Source organism: Rheinheimera sp. NSM (genome assembly GCF_052380015.1).
Taxonomy (GTDB): domain Bacteria; phylum Pseudomonadota; class Gammaproteobacteria; order Enterobacterales; family Alteromonadaceae; genus Alishewanella.
Genome location: NZ_JBQTCI010000005.1, coordinates 109,439 through 134,113 on the forward strand (window position 1 = coordinate 109,439; position 24,675 = coordinate 134,113).

The 24,675-nt window shown below is 48.7% G+C and carries 23 protein-coding genes and 4 tRNA genes; 19 read left to right on the forward strand and 8 right to left on the reverse strand.

What is annotated here, in order from left to right:
- Positions 1 to 19 precede the first annotated feature (19 nt).
- Both ACTZWV_RS14905 and ACTZWV_RS14910 read left to right on the forward strand, forming a co-directional pair.
- Positions 20 to 352 carry a hypothetical protein gene (locus tag ACTZWV_RS14905; RefSeq protein ID WP_444787310.1) on the forward strand — a complete coding sequence of 111 codons (333 nt, stop codon included), beginning with the start codon at positions 20 to 22 and terminating at the stop codon, positions 350 to 352.
- Positions 353 to 470: 118 nt separating this feature from the next.
- On the forward strand, positions 471 to 1,025 hold the full coding sequence (locus ACTZWV_RS14910) for a hypothetical protein (protein WP_444787311.1): 555 nt from the start codon (positions 471 to 473) through the stop codon (positions 1,023 to 1,025).
- Positions 1,026 to 1,250: 225 nt separating this feature from the next.
- Here ACTZWV_RS14910 and ACTZWV_RS14915 read toward each other — a convergent pair whose 3' ends face one another.
- Positions 1,251 to 1,649, reverse strand: coding sequence for a hypothetical protein (locus tag ACTZWV_RS14915; RefSeq protein WP_444787312.1), 399 nt, complete (start codon positions 1,647 to 1,649; stop codon positions 1,251 to 1,253).
- Positions 1,650 to 2,012: 363 nt separating this feature from the next.
- On the opposite strand from ACTZWV_RS14915, the gene ACTZWV_RS14920 reads away from it, so the two are divergent.
- Positions 2,013 to 2,891, forward strand: coding sequence for a hypothetical protein (locus ACTZWV_RS14920; protein ID WP_444787313.1), 879 nt, complete (start codon positions 2,013 to 2,015; stop codon positions 2,889 to 2,891).
- A 183-nt stretch (positions 2,892 to 3,074) separates the two neighbouring features.
- Here ACTZWV_RS14920 and folD read toward each other — a convergent pair whose 3' ends face one another.
- Positions 3,075 to 3,935: a bifunctional methylenetetrahydrofolate dehydrogenase/methenyltetrahydrofolate cyclohydrolase FolD gene (gene folD, locus ACTZWV_RS14925; RefSeq protein ID WP_444787314.1), complete on the reverse strand. Its 861-nt coding sequence runs from the start codon at positions 3,933 to 3,935 to the stop codon at positions 3,075 to 3,077.
- 189 nt (positions 3,936 to 4,124) lie between these two features.
- Between folD and ACTZWV_RS14930 the strand changes: the two genes are divergently transcribed.
- The 13 genes from ACTZWV_RS14930 to ACTZWV_RS14990 all read left to right on the forward strand — a co-directional run bounded on the left by ACTZWV_RS14930 (position 4,125) and on the right by ACTZWV_RS14990 (position 16,698).
- Positions 4,125 to 4,201, forward strand: a tRNA-Pro gene (locus tag ACTZWV_RS14930).
- A gap of 114 nt (positions 4,202 to 4,315) precedes the next feature.
- Positions 4,316 to 4,392 (forward strand) — tRNA-Arg (locus tag ACTZWV_RS14935).
- A 25-nt stretch (positions 4,393 to 4,417) separates the two neighbouring features.
- Positions 4,418 to 4,493: transfer RNA gene (locus tag ACTZWV_RS14940), tRNA-His, on the forward strand.
- Positions 4,494 to 4,515: 22 nt separating this feature from the next.
- Positions 4,516 to 4,592, forward strand: a tRNA-Pro gene (locus ACTZWV_RS14945).
- A gap of 258 nt (positions 4,593 to 4,850) precedes the next feature.
- Positions 4,851 to 5,351: a GNAT family N-acetyltransferase gene (locus ACTZWV_RS14950; RefSeq protein ID WP_444787315.1), complete on the forward strand. Its 501-nt coding sequence runs from the start codon at positions 4,851 to 4,853 to the stop codon at positions 5,349 to 5,351.
- Positions 5,352 to 5,564: 213 nt separating this feature from the next.
- Positions 5,565 to 6,686 carry a glutamate 5-kinase gene (gene proB, locus ACTZWV_RS14955; protein WP_444787316.1) on the forward strand — a complete coding sequence of 374 codons (1,122 nt, stop codon included), beginning with the start codon at positions 5,565 to 5,567 and terminating at the stop codon, positions 6,684 to 6,686.
- Positions 6,683 to 7,936 (forward strand): glutamate-5-semialdehyde dehydrogenase, encoded by a 1,254-nt coding sequence (locus ACTZWV_RS14960; RefSeq protein WP_444787317.1) that lies wholly within the window; start codon positions 6,683 to 6,685, stop codon positions 7,934 to 7,936. Before proB ends, ACTZWV_RS14960 begins: the two co-directional genes overlap by 4 nt.
- Positions 7,937 to 8,177: 241 nt before the next feature.
- Positions 8,178 to 9,488: a trigger factor gene (tig, locus tag ACTZWV_RS14965; RefSeq protein ID WP_444787318.1), complete on the forward strand. Its 1,311-nt coding sequence runs from the start codon at positions 8,178 to 8,180 to the stop codon at positions 9,486 to 9,488.
- A gap of 123 nt (positions 9,489 to 9,611) precedes the next feature.
- Entirely contained in the window at positions 9,612 to 10,217 is a 606-nt protein-coding gene (clpP, locus tag ACTZWV_RS14970) for an ATP-dependent Clp endopeptidase proteolytic subunit ClpP (RefSeq protein WP_444787453.1), read from the forward strand.
- A gap of 55 nt (positions 10,218 to 10,272) precedes the next feature.
- On the forward strand, positions 10,273 to 11,553 hold the full coding sequence (clpX, locus tag ACTZWV_RS14975) for an ATP-dependent protease ATP-binding subunit ClpX (protein WP_305551589.1): 1,281 nt from the start codon (positions 10,273 to 10,275) through the stop codon (positions 11,551 to 11,553).
- A gap of 128 nt (positions 11,554 to 11,681) precedes the next feature.
- Positions 11,682 to 14,078 carry an endopeptidase La gene (lon, locus tag ACTZWV_RS14980; protein WP_444787319.1) on the forward strand — a complete coding sequence of 799 codons (2,397 nt, stop codon included), beginning with the start codon at positions 11,682 to 11,684 and terminating at the stop codon, positions 14,076 to 14,078.
- A gap of 210 nt (positions 14,079 to 14,288) precedes the next feature.
- Positions 14,289 to 14,561 (forward strand): nucleoid-associated protein HU-beta, encoded by a 273-nt coding sequence (gene hupB / locus ACTZWV_RS14985; protein ID WP_008220336.1) that lies wholly within the window; start codon positions 14,289 to 14,291, stop codon positions 14,559 to 14,561.
- 226 nt (positions 14,562 to 14,787) lie between these two features.
- Positions 14,788 to 16,698 (forward strand): SurA N-terminal domain-containing protein, encoded by a 1,911-nt coding sequence (locus ACTZWV_RS14990; protein WP_444787320.1) that lies wholly within the window; start codon positions 14,788 to 14,790, stop codon positions 16,696 to 16,698.
- Positions 16,699 to 16,747: 49 nt separating this feature from the next.
- On the opposite strand, the gene ACTZWV_RS14995 is transcribed toward ACTZWV_RS14990, so the two are convergent.
- From ACTZWV_RS14995 to pspF, 6 genes are read right to left on the reverse strand one after another with little or no spacing between them, the layout of a single operon-like run.
- Positions 16,748 to 17,515: an ATP-binding cassette domain-containing protein gene (locus tag ACTZWV_RS14995; protein ID WP_444787321.1), complete on the reverse strand. Its 768-nt coding sequence runs from the start codon at positions 17,513 to 17,515 to the stop codon at positions 16,748 to 16,750.
- On the reverse strand, positions 17,512 to 18,507 hold the full coding sequence (locus ACTZWV_RS15000) for a peptide ABC transporter ATP-binding protein (protein WP_444787322.1): 996 nt from the start codon (positions 18,505 to 18,507) through the stop codon (positions 17,512 to 17,514). Before ACTZWV_RS15000 ends, ACTZWV_RS14995 begins: the two co-directional genes overlap by 4 nt.
- Positions 18,507 to 19,403 carry an ABC transporter permease subunit gene (locus tag ACTZWV_RS15005; RefSeq protein ID WP_444787323.1) on the reverse strand — a complete coding sequence of 299 codons (897 nt, stop codon included), beginning with the start codon at positions 19,401 to 19,403 and terminating at the stop codon, positions 18,507 to 18,509. The genes ACTZWV_RS15000 and ACTZWV_RS15005 overlap by 1 nt, the downstream gene beginning before the upstream one ends.
- Before the next feature lies 1 nt (position 19,404).
- Positions 19,405 to 20,421, reverse strand: a complete 1,017-nt coding sequence (locus ACTZWV_RS15010; protein ID WP_444787324.1) for an ABC transporter permease — start codon at positions 20,419 to 20,421, stop codon at positions 19,405 to 19,407.
- The gene (locus tag ACTZWV_RS15015) at positions 20,418 to 22,067 is read right to left on the reverse strand and encodes an ABC transporter substrate-binding protein (RefSeq protein ID WP_444787325.1); all 1,650 of its coding nucleotides are present in this window, start codon (positions 22,065 to 22,067) and stop codon (positions 20,418 to 20,420) included. The genes ACTZWV_RS15010 and ACTZWV_RS15015 overlap by 4 nt, the downstream gene beginning before the upstream one ends.
- Positions 22,064 to 23,152 (reverse strand): phage shock protein operon transcriptional activator, encoded by a 1,089-nt coding sequence (gene pspF, locus ACTZWV_RS15020; RefSeq protein WP_444787326.1) that lies wholly within the window; start codon positions 23,150 to 23,152, stop codon positions 22,064 to 22,066. Before pspF ends, ACTZWV_RS15015 begins: the two co-directional genes overlap by 4 nt.
- A gap of 182 nt (positions 23,153 to 23,334) precedes the next feature.
- Between pspF and pspA the strand changes: the two genes are divergently transcribed.
- From pspA to pspC, 3 genes are read left to right on the forward strand one after another with little or no spacing between them, the layout of a single operon-like run.
- Positions 23,335 to 24,006 (forward strand): phage shock protein PspA, encoded by a 672-nt coding sequence (gene pspA / locus ACTZWV_RS15025; RefSeq protein ID WP_305551580.1) that lies wholly within the window; start codon positions 23,335 to 23,337, stop codon positions 24,004 to 24,006.
- 23 nt (positions 24,007 to 24,029) lie between these two features.
- Complete coding sequence (pspB, locus tag ACTZWV_RS15030; RefSeq protein WP_305551579.1) at positions 24,030 to 24,266, forward strand: envelope stress response membrane protein PspB; 237 nt, start codon at positions 24,030 to 24,032, stop codon at positions 24,264 to 24,266.
- Positions 24,259 to 24,675, forward strand: coding sequence for an envelope stress response membrane protein PspC (gene pspC, locus ACTZWV_RS15035; RefSeq protein WP_444787327.1), 417 nt, complete (start codon positions 24,259 to 24,261; stop codon positions 24,673 to 24,675). Before pspB ends, pspC begins: the two co-directional genes overlap by 8 nt.

A 24,675-nucleotide genomic window follows, 5' to 3' on the forward strand; every position in this document is an offset into this window, starting at 1 on the left:
ACTATTTCTATGGTAACGAATGAACCCGATAGAAGAACAAAAATCAATTATCAGTCAGTTATGCGAAATCATGCACCTCAGTGTAGATGGTGAGTATGAGGTTATGAATTGTCGCTTTGATTACAGTAAATCTAAAGATGGTAGTAGCTCTTTAGGTGCGGAATTCTGGTATGAGCTTCATGGTCACTCTGTATCCAAAGCTCTTGTCTATCCCGAGAGGAAGAAGCTCTCGAAACTGATTCCTGAACTGCATTCTCTGATGAATAAGCACACTGGCGGCAACTGGTCTTGTTTCGTTATATCTATTGATGAAAAGGGCAAAGCAACTACTAAGTTTGAGTACTCGCTATAACAAGTTACGTAAGTACACTCCGGCGCGCTGAAAAACGAGGCCTCCGTGGGACTGGCTACGCCAGCCCCTTCGTAAAACGTTAGGCACATATTTTAGCTATCATAACTTGAGAATAAAAATGACTAAAAGCAATTCAAAAAAATTAAAATACTGCGTGATTGCAGCTACCATACTTTTTGTAGCGGCCCATCTATTATGGGAGCATTTAAATGGTGGAATATTGAGCCATCACTTAATGCACCATTCTGATTATCCTTCAATATCAAACTGGTGGGGATTATTAGTGCTCCCATTCTTAGCTTGGCTTTCTACAGTACGAATAGAGAAGCGTGTAACTCTCCAACCTAGTGACGCGCCAGTAAGGGCAAAGATTTTACGGGTCGTACTCATCGGTTTTTTCGGCATGCTGATCTTGAGTCTTGTACAGTCACTCAGTTTTAGTGTTGGCTACGAGAACGTTGCAATTTACTTGTCTTTAGGTTTGGTAGTAGTCGGTTTATTCCTGCCTATATACAGAGCGGAGTGTATTTTTGGTTATGTATTTGGCTCAATAGTTTTTACTGGAGCAATAATTCCGCTCATAGGTATACTGGTAATAGCGGGAATTTCATGGTTTTCTCATGTATGTATAAAGCCATTAGTTTTTCGAGTTATTAGAGCGCAACCGGAATAATTGGGGGCAGATAAAAATTAGATCAAAGAGTTCAGCGCGGCAACAACCGAGTTATACCTCCCAATTATCTGAGCGAATAAACTTAGATAACACCGCTTGATGTTGCTGTGCCCACAAACTTATTGCCCGGCTGTCCTCAGTGGTTATGGGTAAAAAGGGGTCGGAGCTATTAATCGCTGATTTTTTGCAAGCCACTGAAATATATTGGATTAGCCAGACCGACCTTTAATTGTCTCCGACCCCTTTTTGATGGTTAGCAGGCGATTGCTCTGCTCCGCGGGTTAGCTTGTATTTTCCTATCGGCGTAGCAACTTCTAAATGATGAGTGGCTTCGCTGAGTATTTGCCAGGTAATTTGTTCATCATCCGTAGTTAACGTAAGCACCTTGTCTTGCCTGGTATAGGGGTACTGTCGGTTGCCAAAGCCCTTAATAACCTCTGTTATTGTATCCGCATTGATATCAACAAAGTTGCCGGCTTCCAGTTGATTGACACTGCCATCATCATAAACCACTTCGGTCATCACCCAGCGGCCGAAAATATCACCACTCTCGCTGGCATTGCTGCAGGAAGACAAGATTAAAGCGAATAGGGTTAGTGCAACCATATTCTTTATTTGCGCCATAAATTTATACATAAGTTGATGTCGTCTTTATTGAGGGAGCACTTGCAATAGCACGTGCTAAGCCATCTGGCAATTCCGATAGTTGATACTTGCGGGTAGCAGATGACTCTCTGACAATCGCGCCTTCAAAAATGCGAAAAAGCGAAAAAGGGGGGCGGAGCTAATAATCACCTTGCTTATCACAGATTTAAACCCACTTGAACCAACAGGTTGGGTATCGGTAAAAAATCGTAATCTAATCAGTTGCCGGGTAAATGCTCAAGTTATTGAAAATCTGAGTGCGGAACAATAGTACTTAATCGTATTAAACGTGATGCAAAAAAGGTGACGGCACATCGCTGATTTAGAAAACAAGGAGAAGTCATGAAATCTATATCCCCTTCACTATCGCTACTACTTTCTGTGCTGATGATGAGCTGTGTCAGTCATGCCAAAGATAATTTACCAGTACTTGAAGGCCCATATCTTGGGCAAAAGCCACCGGGATTAACGCCGGAGCCTTTTATGCCTGGCATTGTTACAACAAAGGGCTTTGATGATGGTGGCGTTTTTTCACCCGATATGGATGAGTTTTATTTTATTAGAAAACGAATAGATAATAACAAATTTGAAACTGTCATTTATAAACAAAAAAATAACCAGTGGTTTGAGACAGTTAGTATAGAGCCCCGGCCATTTTACCCATTCTTCTCGCCGGATGGTAAGACTATGCATTTGGGCAAGCAATATAGGGAACGTACAGATACCGGCTGGTCAGAGGTAAAAAATCTTGGTACTCCTTTTTCTGAAATAAATATCATGAGCCTGTCTGCTTCATTGAAAGGGACCTACGTGATTGACGAAAGGCATCCAGAGGGTAACGGCATCCTGCGATTTTCACGGTTGATAGATGGCAAGCGTGAAGCGCCAACACCGTTCGGCAACGAGATTAACTCCGGAACAAGGAATTCGCATCCCTTTATTGCTCCTGATGAGTCCTACCTTATGTGGGATGGCATCAAGGACAATGGATTTGGAAATGTAGATCTTTATATCAGTTTCCGACAGCGTGATGGCTCTTGGGGTGAGGCTATTAACATGGGAGACAAAATTAATACAGATGCTTACGAGGCGGGGCCAAAGGTTACGCCAGACGGAAAATATCTATTCTTTGTTAGAAATATGGGCTCTGACAAGTTCGAAGATGTGGATATTTTCTGGGTAGATGCGCAAATTATTGAGATGCTCAGGCCTAAAGAATGAACGACATAACATTGCAGTAAGAGTGTTGGCAATGCATCCTGAAAGCGGAGCTGCGGTGCAGTAACCATCGCAGGGAGTCAGATTTTCAGCGTCAAACAGCATGGTTATTTGTACAGGAAGTGATGGCTTGATGTGTGGGCCGGCAGCGGCTACTGCAATTGCAACTGCCGCTGCCAGTCAGGTTTAGTGTTTATCGTGATACAGCTCGCAAGCTTCCAGGGTGTTTTCTATTAAACTGGCGACGGTCATCGGGCCTACGCCGCCCGGCACCGGAGTGATATAACGGGCATGCTTTACCGCATTGCCATATTCCACATCGCCTACCAGCTTGCCGCTGTCTAACCGGTTAATGCCAACATCAATGACCAACGCGCCTGGTTTTACCCAGTCACCCGGGATAAACTCCGGCCGGCCTACGGCGACGACTAATAAGTCGGCACGGCGCACCTGGGCTTCGAGGTTACGGGTAAATTTATGGCACACCGTGGTAGTGCAACCGGCCAGTAACAGCTCCAGTGCCATCGGCCGGCCAACGATGTTAGAGGCACCTACGACTACCGCATCCATACCTTTTACATTAACACCGGTGCTTTGCAGCAGCGTCATAATGCCTTTGGGTGTGCAGGAGCGCAGTGCCGGCATGCGCTGGGCTAAGCGGCCGATATTGTACGGGTGAAAGCCGTCGACGTCTTTGTGCGGGTTAATCCGCTCTAAAATAGCAGAAGAATCTAAGCCGGCCGGTAACGGCAGCTGTACCAGGATACCGTCGACGGTGTTGTCGTTGTTCAGCTTATCAATTAACTCAATCAGCTGTTGTTCGCTGGTATCAGAGGGCAGGTCGTACGACACTGAGTGAAAGCCTACTTCTTCACAGGCTTTGCGTTTACTGCCCACATAGACCTGTGAGGCAGAGTCTGAACCTACCAGCACAACGGCCAGCCCCGGTGCTCTTTTACCTGCGGCAACCCGGGCGCGAACCTGGGCAGCCACTTTATCTTTTGTTGCCTGAGCAACGGCTTTGCCATCAATAATTTGTGCTGTCATCTGCTTACGTCTCTGCCATGATTTTACTGCGGCATATTTTCGCACAGCTACCGGCTGAACGCCATCCTGCAGTAGCCACAGCACAATAGGTTCAAATAATAGGCAATCAGTTGATTTGTGCAAAAAAAGGTTTGACGCTATTGCCGCCCGGCTGTAATATTCCGCCCCGTTGCAGCAGTGCAGCGAAGTCGGTGATTGGCGCAGCTTGGTAGCGCACTTGGTTTGGGTCCAAGGGGTCGCAGGTTCAAATCCTGCATCACCGACCAATTTAAAAATGGATAGGTATACACGTGGTTTGGGTACTTTTAATACACGCGTAGCAGGTTCAAATCCTGCATCACCGACCATTAGATTTATAGCTTGGTAGGGCTTTCGATAGTGCGCCCGTAGCTCAGCTGGATAGAGCAACGCCCTTCTAAGGCGTGGGTCATAGGTTCGAATCCTATCGGGCGCGCCATAACAAGCGCAAAACAGTTTCAGTGGTGGTTGTAGCTCAGTTGGTAGAGCCCCGGATTGTGATTCCGGTTGTCGTGGGTTCGAACCCCATCATCCACCCCATCTTTCCCAGAGTTTTTATAGTCGGTGATTGGCGCAGCTTGGTAGCGCACTTGGTTTGGGTCCAAGGGGTCGCAGGTTCAAATCCTGCATCACCGACCATTCTCCCATCTTTAAAGCAAAACAGCGCACTTGGTTTGGGTACTCTTAATCCCACGGGTCGCAGGTTCAAATCCTGCATCACCGACCATTCTCCCATTTTAAAAGCAAAAACAGAGGCATCAGCCCAATTCACTCTGATTTGAAGAAACTCTTTTTTGCATCCATTATTCTCTCGTTTATTAAAAAATAAAATCCAGTTCCCAAATCCTTAAATCTTATTGTATGCTGCTATTTAATATCAGATTAAGGATGATTATCTTGATAGTTGCAGAAACCCCACGCTTACGTATTCGCCACCTTACCGCGGCTGACAGCGCTTTTACCTGTCGTTTGCTTAATGAACCTTCTTTTATTGAAAATATTGCAGATCGCGGTGTGCGCTCAGAGCTGGATGCTATGCATTATTTAGCAGAAGGGCCGATTAAAAGTTACCAGCAGCATGGCTACGGTTTGTTTCTGGTTGAGCACAGTGAAAGCCAAACCCCGCTGGGTTTTTGTGGTTTGCTGTTTCGCGAATATTTGCAGGAAACCGATATTGGTTTTGCCTTTTTGCCGCAGTTTTGGGGCCAGGGTTATGCTTTTGAAGCCGCGTCGGCGGTAATGCAGTTTGGCTATCACAAGCTGAACCTTAAACGCATAGTGGGGCTGACCAGTGCCGGTAATACGTCATCAGTCAAAGTGCTGAACCGCTTAGGTTTGCAGTTTGAGAAGATGGTGCAAATGCAGCCAGCAGCAGAATATGTGCAGCTGTACTCCTGAGTAAACACATAAAAATGTAATTAAATTACATTTTTAGTCGGTTTTGTTGCCCCCAGCTTGCTGTATGGCGGGTATTCACATTCTTTATAGTCTATTAAAATCAATTGCTTGATTTGTCTATGCTGCTGCTCGTCACCTTGATAACTGTAACCCAAGTGGTACCGGGTTACAGTTTTTGCTACTATAGCCGCCGGAACAACCATTGGAGGAGTTATGATTAACCCATCCTGGCGCAGGGTCGTGCTTAAAGTCGGCAGTGCCCTGATAGCGCCGGACAATCAGGGGTGTAGCGAGCAGTATTTGCGTCCCATCGCCGAATTTATCCGGCAATGCCGACTGCAGGGTCTTGAAGTGATCCTGGTCTCATCAGGTAGTGTGGCCGCAGGCCGTCATCATTTTAACTTTCAGCATCAACGCGTGCCTCTCGCTTTAAAGCGGGCGATGGCGGCTGTTGGCCAGAATCAGTTAATGAATTTCTGGAGCCGCTGTTTCGATTTCCCCTGTGCTCAGGTGTTGCTGACACATGGCGACTTAAGCGACCGCGTGCGTCACGTTAATATTAAAAATACCTTACGCCGTTTGCTGGACCATCAGGTGCTGCCCATCGTTAATGAAAACGATACCATAGCCACTACTGAGCTCAAAGTCGGCGATAACGATAATCTGGCGGCGATGGTAGCCACAGTGGCGAATGCTGATGCACTGATTATCTGCTCTGATGTCGACGGCTTGTATACCGCAGACCCGAATAAAGACCCTACAGCCAGCCTGATCCCCGAAGTGCGGACTATTGATCAGCGTATTTATGCCCTGGCCGGTGGCGTGTCATCTAAAGTGGGCACCGGTGGTATGTTTACCAAAATTGAAGCGGCGGAAAAAGCGGCGGCACACGGTATAGATACCGTTATTATTGACGGCCATAAGCCGGACGGCTTTCAGTGTATTTTAGCGGGTAAGAATCCGGGCACCATTTTCTATGGTCAGGCCAAACCCTTACCGGCTAAAAAACATTGGGTACGCCACACCTTAAGAGCCAAAGGCGAAATTTGGGTGGACGACGGTTGTATAGAGGCATTAAGCCGCCATGGTGCGTCGTTGCTTTGTAGTGGTATAGTGAGCATCAGCGGTGAGTTTGACTCTGGTGATGCGGTACTGGTGCGGTGCTCACAAGGCAAACGCAAAATTGCCAAAGGTGTCAGCCGTTTTAGTGCCAGTGAGCTGTTTTCGATTAAAGGTCAGCAAAGTCGCGATATTGCCGCCTGCCTTGGTTATTGTCCTGCCGGCAGCGACGCGGTGATCCATCGCAGTGAAATGATGTTACTGGAGAGAATATGACTACCGATGTTGCGGCTTCAATCGCCGCCAAAGCGTCACAGGCTGCTAAAGCAGTGGCGAATTTAACTACCGAGCAAAAGAATTTTGTGCTGCAAAGTATGGCCAACCATATCCGCGCCGCCAGCGAAGCTATTCTGATAGCAAATAAAGATGAAGTGGCCACGGCCAATGCCAACGGCACCAGCGTGGCTATGTTGGACCGGCTGACACTGAATAACGACCGCATAGATACCATGGCCCGCGCCATAGAGCAAATTATTGCCCTGCCGGACCCGGTAGGCGCCACGCGGCATATCGAGCAGCGGCCAAACGGCATTAATATTGAAAAACGCCGTATTGCGCTGGGCGTTATTTGTATGATTTATGAAGCGCGGCCTAATGTTACCGCTGATGCCGGTGCCTTATGCTTTAAATCAGGCAATGCGGTTATTCTGCGCTGTGGCCGTGAAGCGATTCAAACCAGTCTGGCGATAGCGGCGGCGATGCAACAAGCGCTGCGCGAGCATGATTTGCCGGATGAGGTGATCAGCATAGTGCCGGATCCGGATCGTGATTTAATGCTGGCACTGTTAAAACAGGATCAGTATATCGATTTAGTGATTCCGCGTGGCGGCGAAGGCTTAATCCGTTTTGTTACCGAGCACAGCCGCATTCCGGTGATTCAGCACTATAAAGGTGTCTGCCATCTGTATGTTGACCAAAGCGCAGATCTGGCTATGGCGTTGGGTTTATTGCTGAACGGTAAAGTACAGCGCCCCGGCGTGTGTAATGCGCTGGAAGGCTTGTTGGTCAATAAACATATTGCCGCTGATTTTCTGCCGCTGGTAGCCAATGCGCTGGCGCAGCACGATGTGATTGTGCATGCCTGCAGTGATAGTATTGGTTACTTTAACCAAGCGCAGCCGATTGCGGATAACGAATTTGGTCAGGAATATTTGGCGCCGGAAATTGCCATCAGGGTGGTGGACGACCTGGATGCTGCTATGGCGCATATTGACCGGTTTGGCAGCCAGCATACTGAAGTTATCTGCACCAGCGACGAAGCCAATGCAGAGCGCTTTATTCGTCAGGTAGACTCTGCTGTGGTAATGCATAACGCCTCATCACGCTTCTCTGATGGCGGCGAGTTGGGCTTAGGTGCTGAGATTGGTATTTCGACCAGTAAGTTGCACGCTTACGGCCCTATGGGGCTCGAAGCGCTGACCACAGAAAAATATGTGGTAACCGGCAGCGGCCAAACCCGTAGTTAACAGCAAAAGCCATAGAAAAAAGCGCAGCGCAGCAATAGTAATTTATTGACTATGCTGCGTTTTTTCATTTGTCTGCATAGCGGCTGCAACCGCTGCGGTTAAGGGCTCGACGTCAGACATTTACCCCGCTATAATGCCGCGTCCTATTTTATAACAGGTCTGGTTCAGTGCTGCGTTTTGATACCAGATCACACCAGTAAGGCGTCAATTACACGCCTGTTTTTGAATTTGAGGTAACAAGATGCAAGTTTCTGTGGAAACCACTCAAGGTTTAGAGCGCCAATTAACTATCACTGTTCCGGCCGACAAAATTGATACAGAAGTAAAAAGCCGTTTACGTGATCTGGCCAAGCGGCAGCGTATCGACGGTTTCCGTCCGGGCAAAGCGCCGGTATCACTGATCCAAAAGCGTTACGGCCTGGCTGTATTACAGGAAGTGGCTGGCGAGCAAATGCAGCGTCATTTTTATGATGCCATTATTGCCAACAAACTGACTCCGGCCGGTTCACCTACTTTTGCGCCTGGCCAGTTAGAGCAGGGCAAAGATTTAGAATTTAAAGCCACTTTTGAAGTGTATCCGGAAGTTGAAGTTAAAAACCTGGATAAAATCGAAGTGAACAAGCCGGTTGTTGAGATTGCCGACGCCGACTTAGACAAGATGCTGGACACGCTGCGTAAGCAACATGCCAAGTGGGAAGCGAAAAAAGGTAAGGCTGCTACCGGTGATCGCGTTATCATCGATTTCGTTGGTTCTATCGACGGTGAAGAGTTCGAAGGCGGCAAAGCCACTAACTTTACCTTAGAGTTGGGCCAGGGCCGGATGATCCCGGGTTTTGAAGATGGCATCGTTGGCAAAAAAGCCGGTGAACAAGTTACTGTTGAAGTAACCTTCCCGGAAGAATACCACGCTGAAAACTTAAAAGGTAAAGCCGCCAGCTTTGCGGTAACCGTAAACACAGTAGAGCAGCAAGTACTGCCTGAACTGAACGACGAGTTTGCTGCTTTATTTGGTTTGGAAACCGCTACCATTGATGCACTGAAAGTAGAAGTGCGCAAAAACATGGAGCGCGAGCTGAACCAGAATATTAAAGCCAAAGTAAAAGAGCAGGTGATCAAAGGTTTACTGGCCAACAACGAGGTAGACGTACCACAAGCACTGATCAAAGGCGAAGTTGAGGTACTGCGTAAGCAGGCATTACAGCGTTTTGGTAACAACGTCGATCCGAAGCAATTACCTGAGCTGCCGGCGTCATTGTTTGAAGAGCAGGCGAAAGATCGCGTTAAAGTAGGCCTGTTATTAGGCGAAGTGATCAAAACCAACGAGCTGAAAGTAGACGATAAAAAAGTTCAGGCGTTAATTGAAACTGTCGCTTCTGCTTATGAAGATCCGCAAGAAGTGGTGCAGTACTACAACAGCAATAAAGAGCTGTTACAAAGCATGCGCAATGTGGCTCTGGAAGAGCAGGCACTGGACGTTATTCTGGCCGGTGCTAAAGTAACTGAACAAAAAGCGGCTTTTGACGAGATAATGAACCCGCAAGCTGCCAACTAACGTTGACTTATTTTGGCTTGACGGCTTTAATGGCTCGGACTACAGTTCGGGCCATTTTATTTTCTGCAACAGCAAAACCCAGCCATTTAGAGGGAACCCAATAATATGTCTATGCCGCAACATTTGAATGACATAGTAAACGCTCTGGTACCAATCGTTATTGAGCAAACTGCCAAAGGCGAACGCTCGTTCGATATCTACTCACGTCTGTTAAAAGAGCGGGTAATATTTTTAACCGGTCAGGTGGAAGACCACATGGCTAACCTGATTGTGGCGCAATTATTGTTCTTAGAATCAGAAAATCCGGAAAAAGACATCTATATTTATATTAATTCGCCGGGTGGCTCAGTAACGGCAGGTCTGTCAATTTACGATACGATGCGCTATATCAAGTCAGATATCGCCACAGTGTGTGTAGGCCAGGCCGCCAGTATGGGCGCATTTTTATTGTCCGGTGGTACTAAAGGCAAGCGTTATTGCTTACCTAATGCGCGGGTAATGATCCACCAGCCGTTAGGTGGTTTCCAGGGCCAGGCAACCGATTTTGAAATTCATGCCCGCGAAATTTTAAGCATTAAAGAAAAGTTAAACCGCCTGATGGCCGAGCACAGCGGTAAAACTTACGAGCAAGTGTGTAAAGATACTGAACGTGATAACTTCTTAAGTGCAAAGCAAGCCTTGGAATATGGCCTGGTAGATGCCATATTAACCAATAGAGAAACGAAGTAATTATATTAGGCCGCTCTGCATCACAGGGCGGCACCGTAGTGAAAGAGGTAGTTACATGTCTGATCACCGCACTGACGGCGATAAGAACGGTAAACTGTTGTACTGTTCTTTTTGTGGCAAATCACAGCATGAAGTGCGTAAGTTGATTGCAGGCCCACAGGTTTATATTTGTGATGAATGCGTTGATTTATGCAACGACATTATCCGCGAGGAAATTAAAGATATTTCCCCGAAACGCGATGCCGATAAATTACCGGTGCCGCGCGAGATCCGTACTCACCTTGATGATTACGTTATAGGCCAGGATCATGCCAAAAAAGTACTGGCAGTAGCGGTATATAACCACTATAAACGGCTGCGTAATGCCCAGCACAAGCAAGATGTTGAGCTGGGTAAAAGTAATATTTTGCTAATCGGCCCAACCGGTAGCGGTAAAACTCTGCTGGCAGAAACCCTGGCGCGTTTACTTGATGTGCCTTTTACCATGGCCGACGCCACTACGCTGACAGAAGCCGGTTATGTTGGTGAAGATGTTGAAAACATCATCCAGAAGCTGCTGCAAAAGTGCGATTACGATGTTGAGAAAGCGCAGCGTGGTATCGTTTACATTGATGAAATTGACAAAATTTCGCGTAAGTCCGACAACCCGTCGATTACCCGTGATGTATCAGGTGAAGGCGTGCAGCAGGCGCTGTTGAAGTTGATTGAAGGCACTGTAGCCTCGGTACCGCCACAAGGTGGCCGTAAGCATCCGCAGCAGGAGTTTCTACAGGTTGATACCTCAAAAATTCTGTTTATCTGTGGCGGCGCTTTTGCCGGGCTGGATAAAGTGATTGAGCAACGCTGTGCCAAAGGTTCGGGTATTGGTTTTGGTGCTGAAGTACGCAGCAAAGAAAGCACGCGTAGCTTAAGTGAATCCTTCCGTGATGTAGAACCGGAAGATTTGGTGAAGTACGGCTTAATTCCGGAGTTTATCGGGCGGTTGCCGGTAGTGGCTACGTTAACCGAGCTGGATTTATCCGCGCTGGTACAAATTCTCAGCGAGCCGAAGAATGCGTTGGTGAAGCAATTTGCTGCGTTATTCGCGATGGAAGACGTGGAGCTGGAGTTCCGTGAAGACGCACTCAAAGCCATAGCGCAAAAAGCCATGGAGCGTAAAACCGGTGCCAGGGGGCTGCGCTCTATTGTTGAAGGTGTATTGCTGGATACGATGTATGAATTGCCATCAATGCAGGATGTAATCAAGGTAGTGGTGGATGAAACCGTGATCCGCGGTGAAACAGACCCGATCCTGATTTATCAAAGCAGCGAGCCGGTCGCGGCAGAATCGCATTAAGCCGTCGCGCAAAAGAAAAAAGGAGCTGATTCAGCTCCTTTTTCGTATATGTAATTGAAGTTTTTAAAACGAACCCCATATACTGAAACATATTCGCGCCTGCAGTAACTAATTTCGAGAGAGAATCAATGACATCAGAACACGCTGAACGTTTGCATATGCCGGTACTGGCACTGCGCGACGTGGTCGTCTATCCCCATATGGTTATCCCACTGTTTGTTGGTCGGGCGAAGTCGATTAAATGCCTTGATGCGGCCATGGAAAACGACAAACAAATTTTTCTGGTGGCACAAAAAGATGCCACCCTGGACGATCCGGCCGCTGCTGATCTATATGAAGTAGGTACAGTTGCGACTATTTTGCAACTGCTGAAATTGCCGGACGGCACCGTTAAAGTATTGGTAGAGGGCAGCCGCCGCGCCCGCTTAGCTGAATTTACCGAGACTGATAAAGCCTTTGCTGCTTATGTGGATATTATTGAAACCGCCGAGGTAGACAGCCGCGAGCAGGAAGTTTTCCTGCGCTCGGCCATTAATCAGTTTGAAGGCTATATCAAGCTGAATAAAAAGATCCCGCCGGAAGTATTAACCGCATTAAGTGGCATTGAAGAGCCGGCACGGCTGGCCGATACCATGGCTGCTCATATGCCGTTGAAAGTTGAAGATAAGCAAAAAGTGCTGGAAATCTTCGACGTGACCGAGCGGCTGGAATACCTGATGGCGATGATGGAGAGTGAAATTGACATTCTCCAGGTAGAGCGCCGTATTCGCAGCCGCGTGAAAAAGCAGATGGAAAAAAGCCAGCGCGAATACTATCTGAACGAGCAGATGAAGGCTATCCAGCGTGAACTGGGTGAGCTGGAAGATGCGCCGGACGAATTTGAAACCCTGAGTAAAAAAATTGACCAGGCGCAGATGCCGCAAGAAGTGTCTGACAAAGCCCGCAGCGAGCTGCAAAAGCTGAAGATGATGTCACCGATGTCAGCTGAGGCCACCGTAGTGCGCAGCTATATCGACTGGCTGACTAATGTGCCGTGGAAAAAACGCAGCAAGGTGAAAAAAGACCTGGCCGCAGCAGAGCAAATTCTGAATGCCGATCACTACGGCCTGGAAAAAGTAAAAGAGCGCATTGTTGAGTATTTAGCCGTACAACAGCGGGTAAATAAACTTAAAGGCCCTATTTTGTGCCTGGTAGGCCCGCCGGGTGTGGGTAAAACCTCACTGGGACAATCTGTTGCCAAAGCAACCGGGCGTAAATACGTGCGGATGGCGCTGGGCGGCGTGCGTGATGAAGCTGAGATTCGCGGTCATCGCCGTACTTACATCGGTTCTATGCCGGGTAAAATTATCCAGAAAATGGCTAAGGTAGGCGTGCGTAACCCGCTGTTCCTGCTGGATGAAATTGACAAGATGGCATCAGATTTTCGCGGTGATCCGGCAGCAGCGCTGCTGGAGGTGTTAGATCCGGAGCAGAACACAGCGTTCAGTGATCACTACCTGGAAGTCGATTATGACTTATCCGATGTGATGTTTTTTGCCACGTCCAACAGTCTGAACATTCCGGCGGCGTTGTTGGACCGGATGGAAGTGATCCGGCTGGCCGGTTACACCGAAGATGAGAAGCTGAATATCGCCAGGCAGCACCTGATCACCAAGCAGGTTGGCCGCAATGGTTTAAAAGCCAGCGAAATTGTAATTGAAGACAGCGCCATTATCGGCATTATCCGTTATTACACCCGTGAAGCCGGGGTGCGCAGCTTAGAGCGTGAAATCTCCAAACTGTGTCGTAAAGCGGTGAAGCAAATATTGCTGACCAAAGATTTAACCCAGGTTGTGATAAACCAGCAGAATCTGGAAGATTATCTTGGCGTGCAGCGCTACGACTACGGTAAAGCCGAAGACAGCAACCGTATTGGTCAGGTTACCGGCTTAGCCTGGACTGAAGTGGGCGGTGATTTGCTGACCATTGAAGCGGCGTCAGTGATGGGTAAGGGCAAGCTAACCTTTACCGGCTCACTGGGCGATGTGATGAAAGAGTCTATCCAGGCGGCGATGACCGTAGTGCGCAGCCGTGCTGCCGGTTTGCGTATCAATGAAGACTTTTATGAAAAACGCGATATTCACGTGCATGTGCCCGAAGGTGCCACGCCAAAAGATGGCCCCAGTGCCGGTATTGGTATGGTAACGGCTTTGGTATCGAGCTTAACCGGTAACCCGGTACGGGCTGATGTCGCCATGACTGGTGAAATTACCCTGCGTGGCGAAGTTTTACCCATTGGCGGTTTAAAAGAGAAACTGCTGGCAGCACACCGTGGTGGTATTAAGCGGGTTCTTATTCCACATGATAACGTGCGCGACTTAAAAGACATTCCTGATAATGTCAAAGGCGACATCGAAATTTGTGCGGTAAAATGGATAGATGAAGTGCTGGAATTGGCGTTACAAGAGCCGTTGGAGCGTGTTTCGGTGGTAGAAACGGTAAAAAATCCAGCAAAAAGCAAAAAAACGGAAAAAAATCCTGCATAGGGGCTTTTCATTCCCGTTGGCTGTGCTAAGTTATGGAAAGTTTCGACCAAGCCCTTGTTATACAAGGGCTGCGGTCAAAGCAAGAATTATTAGTTTTGTCGCTTCTTTTGCTTGCAAGCCCCAAAAATGCTTGTTATAACGATGAAGCTCACTTACAGAACTAATGAAGTGTAGTTGTTGAAAATAATAACAATTGAAGGGGATGATATTGTGAACAAGTCTCAACTTATCGACAAAATTGCTGCTGGTGCAGACATTTCTAAAGCGGCAGCAGGTCGTGCTTTAGATTCGTTCATTGATGCTGTTACCGAAGCTCTTAAAGAAGGCGACTCTGTAGCATTAGTTGGTTTTGGTACTTACAGCGTACGCGAGCGTGCAGCCCGTACTGGCCGTAACCCGCAAACTGGTGCCACTATTCAAATCGCGTCTGCGAAAATTCCTTCTTTCAAGCCTGGTAAAGCGTTAAAAGACGCGTGTAACTAATCTGCCGTTTTGTCTTACGACAAACGTCAGTTTGGAAGCTTAGTGATAAACCGGTACCTGAATAAGGTGTAGTGTTGAATCAGGGTTATTCAAAGTAGTAACCGCAGGCTTCCAAGGCTTCTCTAAAAAAAGCGCATCTGTTAAGATGCGTTTTTTTTTACGGTAACTAAGATGTGTTTTCGTTGCCTTCCGGCCGCTTAACGTTGAATAGAGAGATAGCACTAAGATGTTAGAAAAAATCAGAGAAGGCTCTCAGGGAGTTGTTGCCAAGTCTATTTTAGGCTTAGTGATCCTGACATTCGCCCTGGCGGGTGTTGGCAGTTATTTAAGTACACCAGCTGAGACCAACGTGGCTGAAGTGAACGGCGAAAAAATCAGCCGTGCAGATTTTGACCAGGCGTTTCAAAATGAACGTGCCCGTATGCAGCAGCAGTTTGGCGAAATGTATGCGGTGATGGCTGCTGATGCCGGCTATATGAATAATTTCCGCAGTGAAGTACTGGAGCGTTTGATTGATGAAACGCTGCAAAAGCAATTTGCTGCAGAGCTGGGTTTACGCGTCAGCGATGACCAGGTGCGCGATGCTATTCGTGAAATGACAGAATTTCAGGTAGACGGCCGGTTTAACAACGAACGTTATATTGCTTTGTTGCGTCAGGCCGGGTATCAACCGGAACAGTTTCGCGAATATATGCGTGAGCAAATGTCACGTAACCAACTGTTAATTGGTTTATTGGGTAGTGAGTTTGCTACCGCCAAAGAAATGCAGTTGTTGTTAAAGCTGCAGCAGCAGCAACGTGACGTTACCTTTGTGCGTTTTGCTGCCGCAGATTTTGCCGGCAAGGTTGAGCTGAGCGAACAAATGCTACAGGACTACTACACCACCAACCTGGCGCAGTTCGAGACTGAGCCCAAAGTGGCTGTTGAATATGTAGAAATTTCAGCTGACAGTTTAAGTGCTGCTGTTGATGTTACTGAAGCGGAGATCGCTGAGTACTACGAAGCTAATAAAGCCCGCTTCAGCCGCGATGAGCGCCGTCAGGTTGCGCATATCATGTTGGAGTCTGAGCAGGATGACAATGATGTCAAAGCACAGGCTGAAGCCCTGTTAGCGCAACTTAACGCCGGTGCGGATTTCGCTGAATTGGCTAAAACTGCATCAGCAGACACTTTTTCTGCCGAAAATGGCGGTGTACTGGATTGGCTGACGCCGGGCGATATGGATGCGGAGTTTGAACGCGTGGCTTTTGCCATGACCGAAGTCGGGGCTTTAAGCCCGGTAGTAAAAAGTGCTTATGGTTATCACATTATTAAGCTGGTTGAGTTAGAGCCGGCACAGCAACAGCCATTGGCTGAGGTGTCGGCAGATATTGCACAGCGTATTTCGCAAGAGCGTGCCAGTGCGGCATTCTATGAGCTGCAGCAGCGTTTAGCTGAAGTAAGCTTTGAGGTACCTGATACACTGGAAGACGCCGCCGCTGCAGTGGATATGAAAGTGGTAACCACACCGTTGTTCAGCCGTGAAGAAGCGACAGCACCTTTGTCTGAACCGGTGGTGATGAACAAGTTGTTTGATGCCGGCTTTATTCAGGAAGGCCTGAACAGCGAGCTGATTGAACTGGGTAAAGAGCGCGCTATTGTAGTGCGGGTAAAAGATTATCAGCCGGCACGCACTCAGGCGCTGGAAGAAGTTAAAGCTCAGGTTGAGTCTGCCGTGCGCGCAGAGCAAAGTGCCTTACTGGCAAAGCAACAGGCTGAAACTGTGTTAGCACAGCTGGCAGACAGTAACCTGGCGGAACAAGCTACGGCGGCAGGTGTTGAGTTGCAGCAAGCAATGAATACGCCACGTTTTGGCGGTACTTTGGATGCAGAAATTCGCGCTAAAGCCTTTGCTATGCCACGGCCGCAAGATAAGCCGGCGGTTGAGCTGGTTAGCCTGGCTAACGGTGATGCCGCTCTGGTATCGGTATTGGCGGTGAAAGACACTGACGTTACTGCAGTGCCTGAGCCGGCGCAATTAGAGCGTCTGGCTGAGCAGCAGGCTGAACAAGCGTACCGTGCGATTATTGCTGCGCTGAAGGCTGAGGCGAAGATTAGCCGCAACCTGCGTGCCACTGCCGCGGAAGAGCAACTCTGAAGCGTATTTAAGTCAGATAAAAAAAACCGTGGCTTGCCACGGTTTTTTTTTATGTAATGGCGCTATTGATCAATTTGCGGGTGTAGTCGTGTTCCGGATTGGCAAATACCGTGGCCGTAGGGCCATAGTCCAGTGGTTTGCCCTGATGCAGTACCAACAAGTCATCGGCAATATGCTTTACCAGCCGCAAATGATTGGTGATCAGTAAATAGGCCAGGCCTGAGCTTTGTTGCAGTTGTAATAGCACATTAACCATTTGAGCCCGCAGCGTTGGATCCAGTGCTGTTAATGCTTCATCAAGGATTAGCAGTTTGGGGTCGAGGATTAATGCCCGGGCTAACGCCACCCGCTGCAACTGACCACCGGAAAACATATGCGGGTAATAATCAGCATGTTCGTCCAGCAAGCCTAATTGTTTTAAGGTGTGTTTAATCTTCAGTTTACGTTGTTGGCTGTCTAACACTGTACTGAAGTGCAAGACGTCGTCCAGCATTTGGCCGATTTTCTGGTGCGGGTTAAGTGATTTGGCTGCGTCCTGAAAAATAAACCGGATCACATGATTATACTGGCGGTAATTACTGATTTTTACTGCTGTGCCGCCAAGTAAGATTTCACCCTGGTCGGGCTTCTCAATACCCACTAATAGCTTTGCCAGAGTACTTTTGCCGGAGCCGGTTTCACCGACAATAGCCAGGGTTTTTCCTGCCGCCAGGCTGAAACTGATATCGTCCAACGCGGTGACGCTGCGCTGGCGAAACAAACCGGCTTGTTTACGGTAGGTTTTGCTTAAGTGTTTGACTTCAAGCAGCAGGCTCATAGGTCTTTTTGTCCGATTAGCGGGAAATGACAGCTGAAATAGTGGTTTTGCAGACGCTCAAGGCCCGGGGTTTTCACACATTCTTTACGGGCGTTCGGACAGCGCGGCCCCAGCCGGCAGCCTATCGGCAGATGTTGCAGTACCGGGATACTGCCCGGCAGGGCGTACAGCGGCGTTTTGGCCACCAGCTCCGGTTGAAATTCCGGCACGCTTTTAATCAACGCATTAGTGTAGGGATGAAAAGGCTGCTTCAGAATAGCTGCGGTTTCACCGGCTTCAACCAACTGGCCGCAGTACAATACACTCAGACTTTGGGTATAGCGGGCGATGCTTTCCAACTCATGGCTGATCAGCAGTACCGACATGCCTTTTAACTGATTAAAACTGGCCAGCAACCGAAATAACTGGGCCTGAGTGGTGCTTTCCAGCGCAGTCGTCGGCTCATCCGCAATCAGCAGTTTGGGGTTTTTGGCAATGGCCATCGCAATCATGATTTTCTGGCAAATACCTTCCGACAGCTGATAAGGATAACTTTGCAATACTGCCTGATGATCACGAATACCTACTTTATGCAATAAGGCTATCGCTTTGCGCCGGCGCAGGTAGCTGCGCTTCCACCAGGGGCCGTCTAACAGATGATCGGGTATCGCCTCTTCTAACTGCTCAAGAATAGCGGCGGTGGGGTCGAGGCTGCGGCTTGGTTCCTGGTATATCATGGCAATATCGCGGCCGATAATTTTACGCTGTTGCTCGTACGGCAGGTTCAACAAATCTTTGCCACGCCAACTGAAACGGTCGGCGGTTACCCGCCAGCGTTTATTCAATACTCCCACTATTGCTTTGGCCACTAAGCTTTTGCCGGAGCCGGATTCGCCCACCAGACCGCGGGTTTCACCTTCGCGCAAGCTCAGATTGACGCGATCGACGGCGCGGATCATACCGTCCGGGGTATTCAACTCTATGGTCAGGTTTTTAATATCGAGTAACAGCATCAGTTTTCCCGCCGTTTTTTCATTGCCGTGCGCAGGCCATCACCTACCAGGTTTACCGATAATACCGCCATAAAGATCAACAGCCCGGGCAAAGCAACGCCAATTGGCGCGACGTAAATAAGGTCTAATGAATCGGCAATAATGGCGCCCCATTCCGCGGTAGGGGCTTGGGCGCCAAGACCAAGGAAGCCAAGCGCTGCAATATCCAGAATGGCGGTAGACAGCGCCATGGTGGCTGTAACGGTAAGGCGCTCCCAAATATTAGGCAGAATAATACGGCGGAACACCTGCAGGTTATTGGCGCCATCAAGCCGGTACGCCACAACGTAATCCTGATTTAACTGTTCGGCAATGGCATTACGCACACCATGCACAAACTGCGGCAACAGTGCCAGCATAATAGCCCAGATGGTGTTTAACAGGCCCGGCCCAAGCACAGCGACAATAATGATCGCCAGTAGCAAGGAGGGGATGGTAAGTGCCAAATCGAGGATATGGTTAAATATACTGGATTTTACGCCTTTGCTCATACCGGCCAGGGTTCCCAGCAGTAAGCCGGCGAGTAGTGCGCCCAGTACCGTGATAACGGCAATGCCAAAGGTATAACGCGCACCGACCAGAAAGCGCGAAAACATATCACGGCCTAAATCATCGGTGCCAAACGGATATTGTACCAGGCCCAGTTCAGACCAGGACGGCGGTAACAGCAGCAGGTTGTCATTTTGCAGATAAGGGCCGTGTGGTGTTAATATCGGCGCGACTATTGCCAGTACAAAGAATGCAGAAAACAGACACAGGCCTGCCACAGCGCTGTGCTGACGGGCAAATTCGCGCCACAGTTGCCGTAGCGGCGATCGGGCCTGATGTTCATCAGCTAATAAACGAAATCGTGCCATCTCAGCGCTTCCTTGCCAGCGGATTAAACAACCGGTGTAAGATTTCTGTCAGCATGTTTACGCTGATCACCAGGGTAGAAATGACTAATAACCCGGCCTGAATAGCCGGATAGTTACGCTGATAGATGCTGTCGATTAACCAGCGGCCGATACCGGGCCAGGAGAAAATAACTTCGGTAATCATCGCCAGCGTGATCAGCGTGCTGAACTGCAAGCCAATTTGGCGTATTACCGGTAACAGCGCATTACGCAAACCATGACGGTACAGCACCTGTAAACGGTTCAGGCCTTTGGCACGGGCGGTTTTGATATAGCTTTGTTCCCACACATCCAGCATCGAGTCTTTAGTAAAGCGCACCATTACTGTTGTCGGGTAGGTTGCCAGTACCAGAGTAGGCAGTAACATATGGCGTAAGGCATTGAGCAAGGCATCATTACGGTGGGCGCTGTCAGACAGTAAAATGTCGACTAACATAAAGCCGGTAATGTGTTTTACCTCATACAGTACACCTATTCTGCCGGCTGTCGGCAGCCAGCCCAGACCAAGAGAAAACACCATAATCAGCAGCAGTGCCCACCAAAATACCGGAATGGAGTAGCCGGTGATCGCCAGCGCAGAAATAATCTTGCTCAGCGTGCCTTCCGGTTTGACCGCAGCAATAATGCCAAGCGGAATGCCGGCAAAAAATGAAATTAACAGCGCATAGGCTGCCAGCTCCAGTGTGGCCGGCAATAACACGCCGATTTCCTGCAATAACGGCTGTTGGCTGGCAAACGACAAGCCCCAGTTACCGCTGAGAATACGCTGTAAATAGGCCAGATACTGGGCCAGGTAGCCCTGATCCAACCGGTACTCTGTTGTCAGTACTGCCACTTGCTCCGGTGCAATGTATCTGAGCCCGGTCAGGTTTTGCAGTATATCGCCCGGGAACATATAGGCCAGGCTAAACGCTAACAGGCTCAGCGCCAGCAACACAAAAGCCAGCAAAAACAAACGGCGCAGCAAGTACAGGGTCATTTGATATCCTTCACTGCACCGGCCAGTGCAACACCGCCATAGGGGTTAATTTGTACGCCTTTAATATCACTGCTGATAGCCTGAAAACGCTGCGAATGCGCAATACTCAGCAGCGGTACTTGCTCTGCCAGATATTGTTGCGCCGCCATATAGTAACTGCGACGTTGCTTTTGATCGGCCGTCAGCAAGGCCTGGCTAATCAGCCGGTCAAAGTTTTCATCGCACCAGTTGGCGCGGTTAGTGCCGGTGTCTGCCGCGCTGCAGCTAAGCAGTGGGCGGAAAAAGTTGTCCGGGTCGGCATTGTCTGCCGACCAGCCAATCAAGACTGAGTCATGCTCGTTATCACTTAGCTTGCGGCGAAAGCTGTTCCATTCATACGATACAATACTGGCCCTGACACCGATCTGTGCTAAATCGGCTTGCATCAGTTCGGCCATCTTCAGAGCGTTAGGATTGTACAGACGCTGCACCGGCATCGCCCAAATATCCATGCTAAAGCCGTTGGGGTAGCCGGCTTCTGCCAATAAGGCTTTAGCGATGGCGGGGTTATATTGCTGCACCGGCAAATCGGGGTTATAAGCCCAGGAGGTTGGTGGCAACACTGAGTTCGCCGCAGTAGCATGGCCAAAGTACACGGCCTGCAAAATAGCGTCGCGATTTATCGCATAGGCCAGGGCCTGGCGTACTTTGGTGTTATCAAACGGTGCTTTGCGGGTGTTAAAGGCCCAAAAACCCACATTCATGCTGGTACTTTCCTGCACATCCACGTCCGGCCGCTGGCTAATCAGTTTAAGCTCGGCCACGCGAGGAAAGGCCACTACATCACATTCATGGGTAAACAGCTTGGCCATCCGCCTGGCATTATTCGGCACTATGTCAAATACCAGCTGGTCGGGTTTGGCCGGTTCGCGCCAATAGTTTTTATGCCGGTAATAACGGATCAGCACATCCTTTTGGTACTCTTTAAAGCGAAAAGGCCCGGTACCGATAGGGTGGCTGTCCATCCGTGACAAGGTATTAGCTGCGACTAACTGCTCTGCATATTCGGCTGATAAAATAGCAGCAAAATCGGTGGCCAGATTGGATAAAAACGAACTGTCCGGCCGACTCAGTTCAAAGCGCACGCTGTCGTCGCTCTCCGCCACCACCTTATTAACCAGAGAGGCCCAGGCAACACTTTGAAAAAACGGATAATTGCCGCCGCCCTGATAATGAAAAGGATGACCGGTTTGCATAATACGGTTAAAGGTAAACAGCACGTCCTGTGCGTTCAGTGGCCGACCGGGGGTAAAATATTCGGTTTGGTGAAACTGCACATTGCTGCGCAGCTTAAAACGGTATGTTTTGCCATCGGCACTAACCTGCCAACTTTGCGCCAGGCCCGGAGTTAACTCGCCGGTATCCGGCGCAATATCCAGCAGACGGTCATACAGCTGCTGGCTAATGGCATCAATAGTGGTGCCGGATGTTACCAACTGCGGGTTAAACGACTCCGGTGAGCCCTCAGAGCAGTATACCAGGCCACTGCGTACTGTTTCCGGTAAATTAGGCTGGCAACCGCTAAGGGCGGTAACGCCGGCCAGTATTAATGACGAGGTGTTCCGGCCAACCTCTGACAGTGAGATCCAACCGCGTTGCAGCTTCATGTTTGCTGGCTTTCCAGTAATTGATACTTTTTCATATAGCCACGCAGTTGATGATAGGTCAGATTCAGTAGCTCAGCGGTTCTTTTCTGATTAAACTGGCTGGCAACCAGCGCTTGCTTAATTAAGCTGACTTCAAAATCCTGCGACAGGGTTTTAAAATCCTGTACCTGGCTAAAATCGACCTGAGGCGGTTTCGTTTCATCTGCTGCTGCGGAACCTTTAGCTGGTGTTGGCGCAGCAGTGTGGTTTTCATTTGCGCTATGCAACTGTGCCCGTGCTGCTTTTATGCGCTGTTTCGGCCGGAACGGCGACTCAAACGGGTCTAACTGAATATCATGTACCGGCACATAAGCATTATTGGTGCGGTAAACGCTGCGTTCTACCACGTTTTTCAGCTCACGCACATTACCCGGCCAGTGATAATCCAGCAAGGTGCGTTTGGCTTTTTCACTAAAGCCGCTGAACAGTTCAAAACCCAGCTCACGGGCCATATTAATGGCAAAGTGCTCTGCCAGTTGCAAAATATCTTCGCGCCGTTCGCGCATTGGTGGCAGCGTTATAACATCAAACGCCAGCCGGTCGAGTAAGTCGGCGCGAAACTCGCCCTGGTCCGCCAGTAGCGGCAAGTCTTCATTAGTGGCGCAAATCAGCCGTACATCGGTTTTAATAGACCGGCTGCCGCCAACCCGTTCAAATTCGCCGTATTCAATCACCCGTAACAATTTTTCCTGCACCAGGCCCGGGGTATTAGCCAGCTCATCCAAAAACAAAGTACCGCCATGGGCCCGTTCAAAGCGGCCCTCATGCCGTTTTGCCGCACCGGTAAAAGCACCGGCTTCGTGGCCGAACAGTTCACTCTCCAGCAGGTTTTCGTTTAGCGAGGCACAATTCAGCGTAATGTATTGCTGATCCCAACGCTGTGACAGGAAATGCAACCGCGCCGCGATCAGTTCTTTGCCGGTGCCGCGCTCGCCGATGATTAACACCGGTTTGTCTAAGGGTGCTATTTGTGACACCTGGTCCAGCACGTTAAGAAAACTGTTAGACTGGCCCACCAGATTATCTTGTTGGAATTTTCTGCTCATGGCGTACTATTTATTGGTTAATTTGGCTAATTAGTAGTGTATTTCATAAAGCCTTCTAGCAGAAGCTTTAACGGAAAATAAATAAAATAACTTATATTCAGTATCTTACGGCATTTGAAAAAGTTGGCAAGGAAACTGAATAGCTTAGCCTGTACTAATACAGTCATTCAGAGGTAATTATTATGGGTATTTTTTCACGCTTCTCCGACATTGTGAATTCAAACATCAACTCCTTACTGGATAAAGCTGAAGATCCGGAAAAAATGGTCCGGCTGATTATTCAGGAAATGGAAGATACCTTGGTTGAGGTGCGTTCGTCCTCTGCCAAAACCATTGCAGAGAAAAAAGAGTTACAGCGTGTGGTTAACCGTTTGCAGGAAGAAGTAGCAGACTGGCAGGCTAAAGCTGAGCTGGCACTGAGTAAAGAGCGTGACGACCTGGCCCGTGCAGCCTTAATTGAGCGGCAAAAAGCGGCTGAGCAAGCTGAGACAGTAGCCGCAGATATTGCTAATCTGGATGAGCACATCGGTAAACTGCAGGACGAGGTAGGGCAGTTACAGGAAAAGCTGGCTGACGCCAAAGCGCGGCAGAAATCGATGTTAATGCGTCAGAAAACGGTAGCATCACGGCTGGAAGTGAAGAAAACGCTGGACAGCAACCGTATTAATGATGCGATGTACAAGTTTGAGCGTTACGAGCAAAAAATTGATACGCTGGAAGCTCAGGTTGAAGCCTATGATTTAGGTAAGAAAACCTTAAAAGACGAATTTGCTGAGCTGGCAGCTCAGGACAAAATCGATAATGAGCTGGCGGCATTAAAAGCTAAAGTAACGCAAAAAGATAAAAACGCCTGATTATCAGGCGTTCAGGAGTCGACATGGAAATTTCAGAAGTCATTGGCGTCCCGTTTATTCTGTTTATGATTTTTGTGGCACCAATCTGGGTCATAATGCATTACCGCAGTAAGAATAAAATGGGACAGGGCTTGTCAGATCAGGAGTTGTTGCAATTAAACGATCTGGCACACAGGGCCGAGAAAATGGCCGATCGCATTAAAACGCTGGAAGCGATTTTAGATGCGGAAAGTCCGAAGTGGAGAAGTCAACATGACTAAGCCTAAGCGTGAGCTGTTACGCGACGACACTAATGGCAAGATCGCCGGTGTGTGTGCCGGTATTGCCGACTACTTTGGCTGGGAGCTGTGGCTGGTGCGTATTGTCACCGTATCAGCCTTCTTTCTCGGTGCCGGCGGTTTAGTTCTGGTGTTATATATTGCTGCCTGGGTGGTGCTGGAAAAAAAGTCCAAAGCCGCCTTCAAAACTACCGCAACGGCTGATCTGAGCCCGGCAACGGAGAAGGTGGTAGAAGTAAAAACCCGGCTGTGGCAACGCGGCGAAGCGCCAAAAGATGCACTGCAGCATTTAACCACGCAGTTCAATGGCCTTGAGCTGCGGTTAAGGGAGTTAGAGCGCCATGTTACGTCGGCCAAATTTCAGTTAAACCGCGAGTTTAACAGCCTGTAG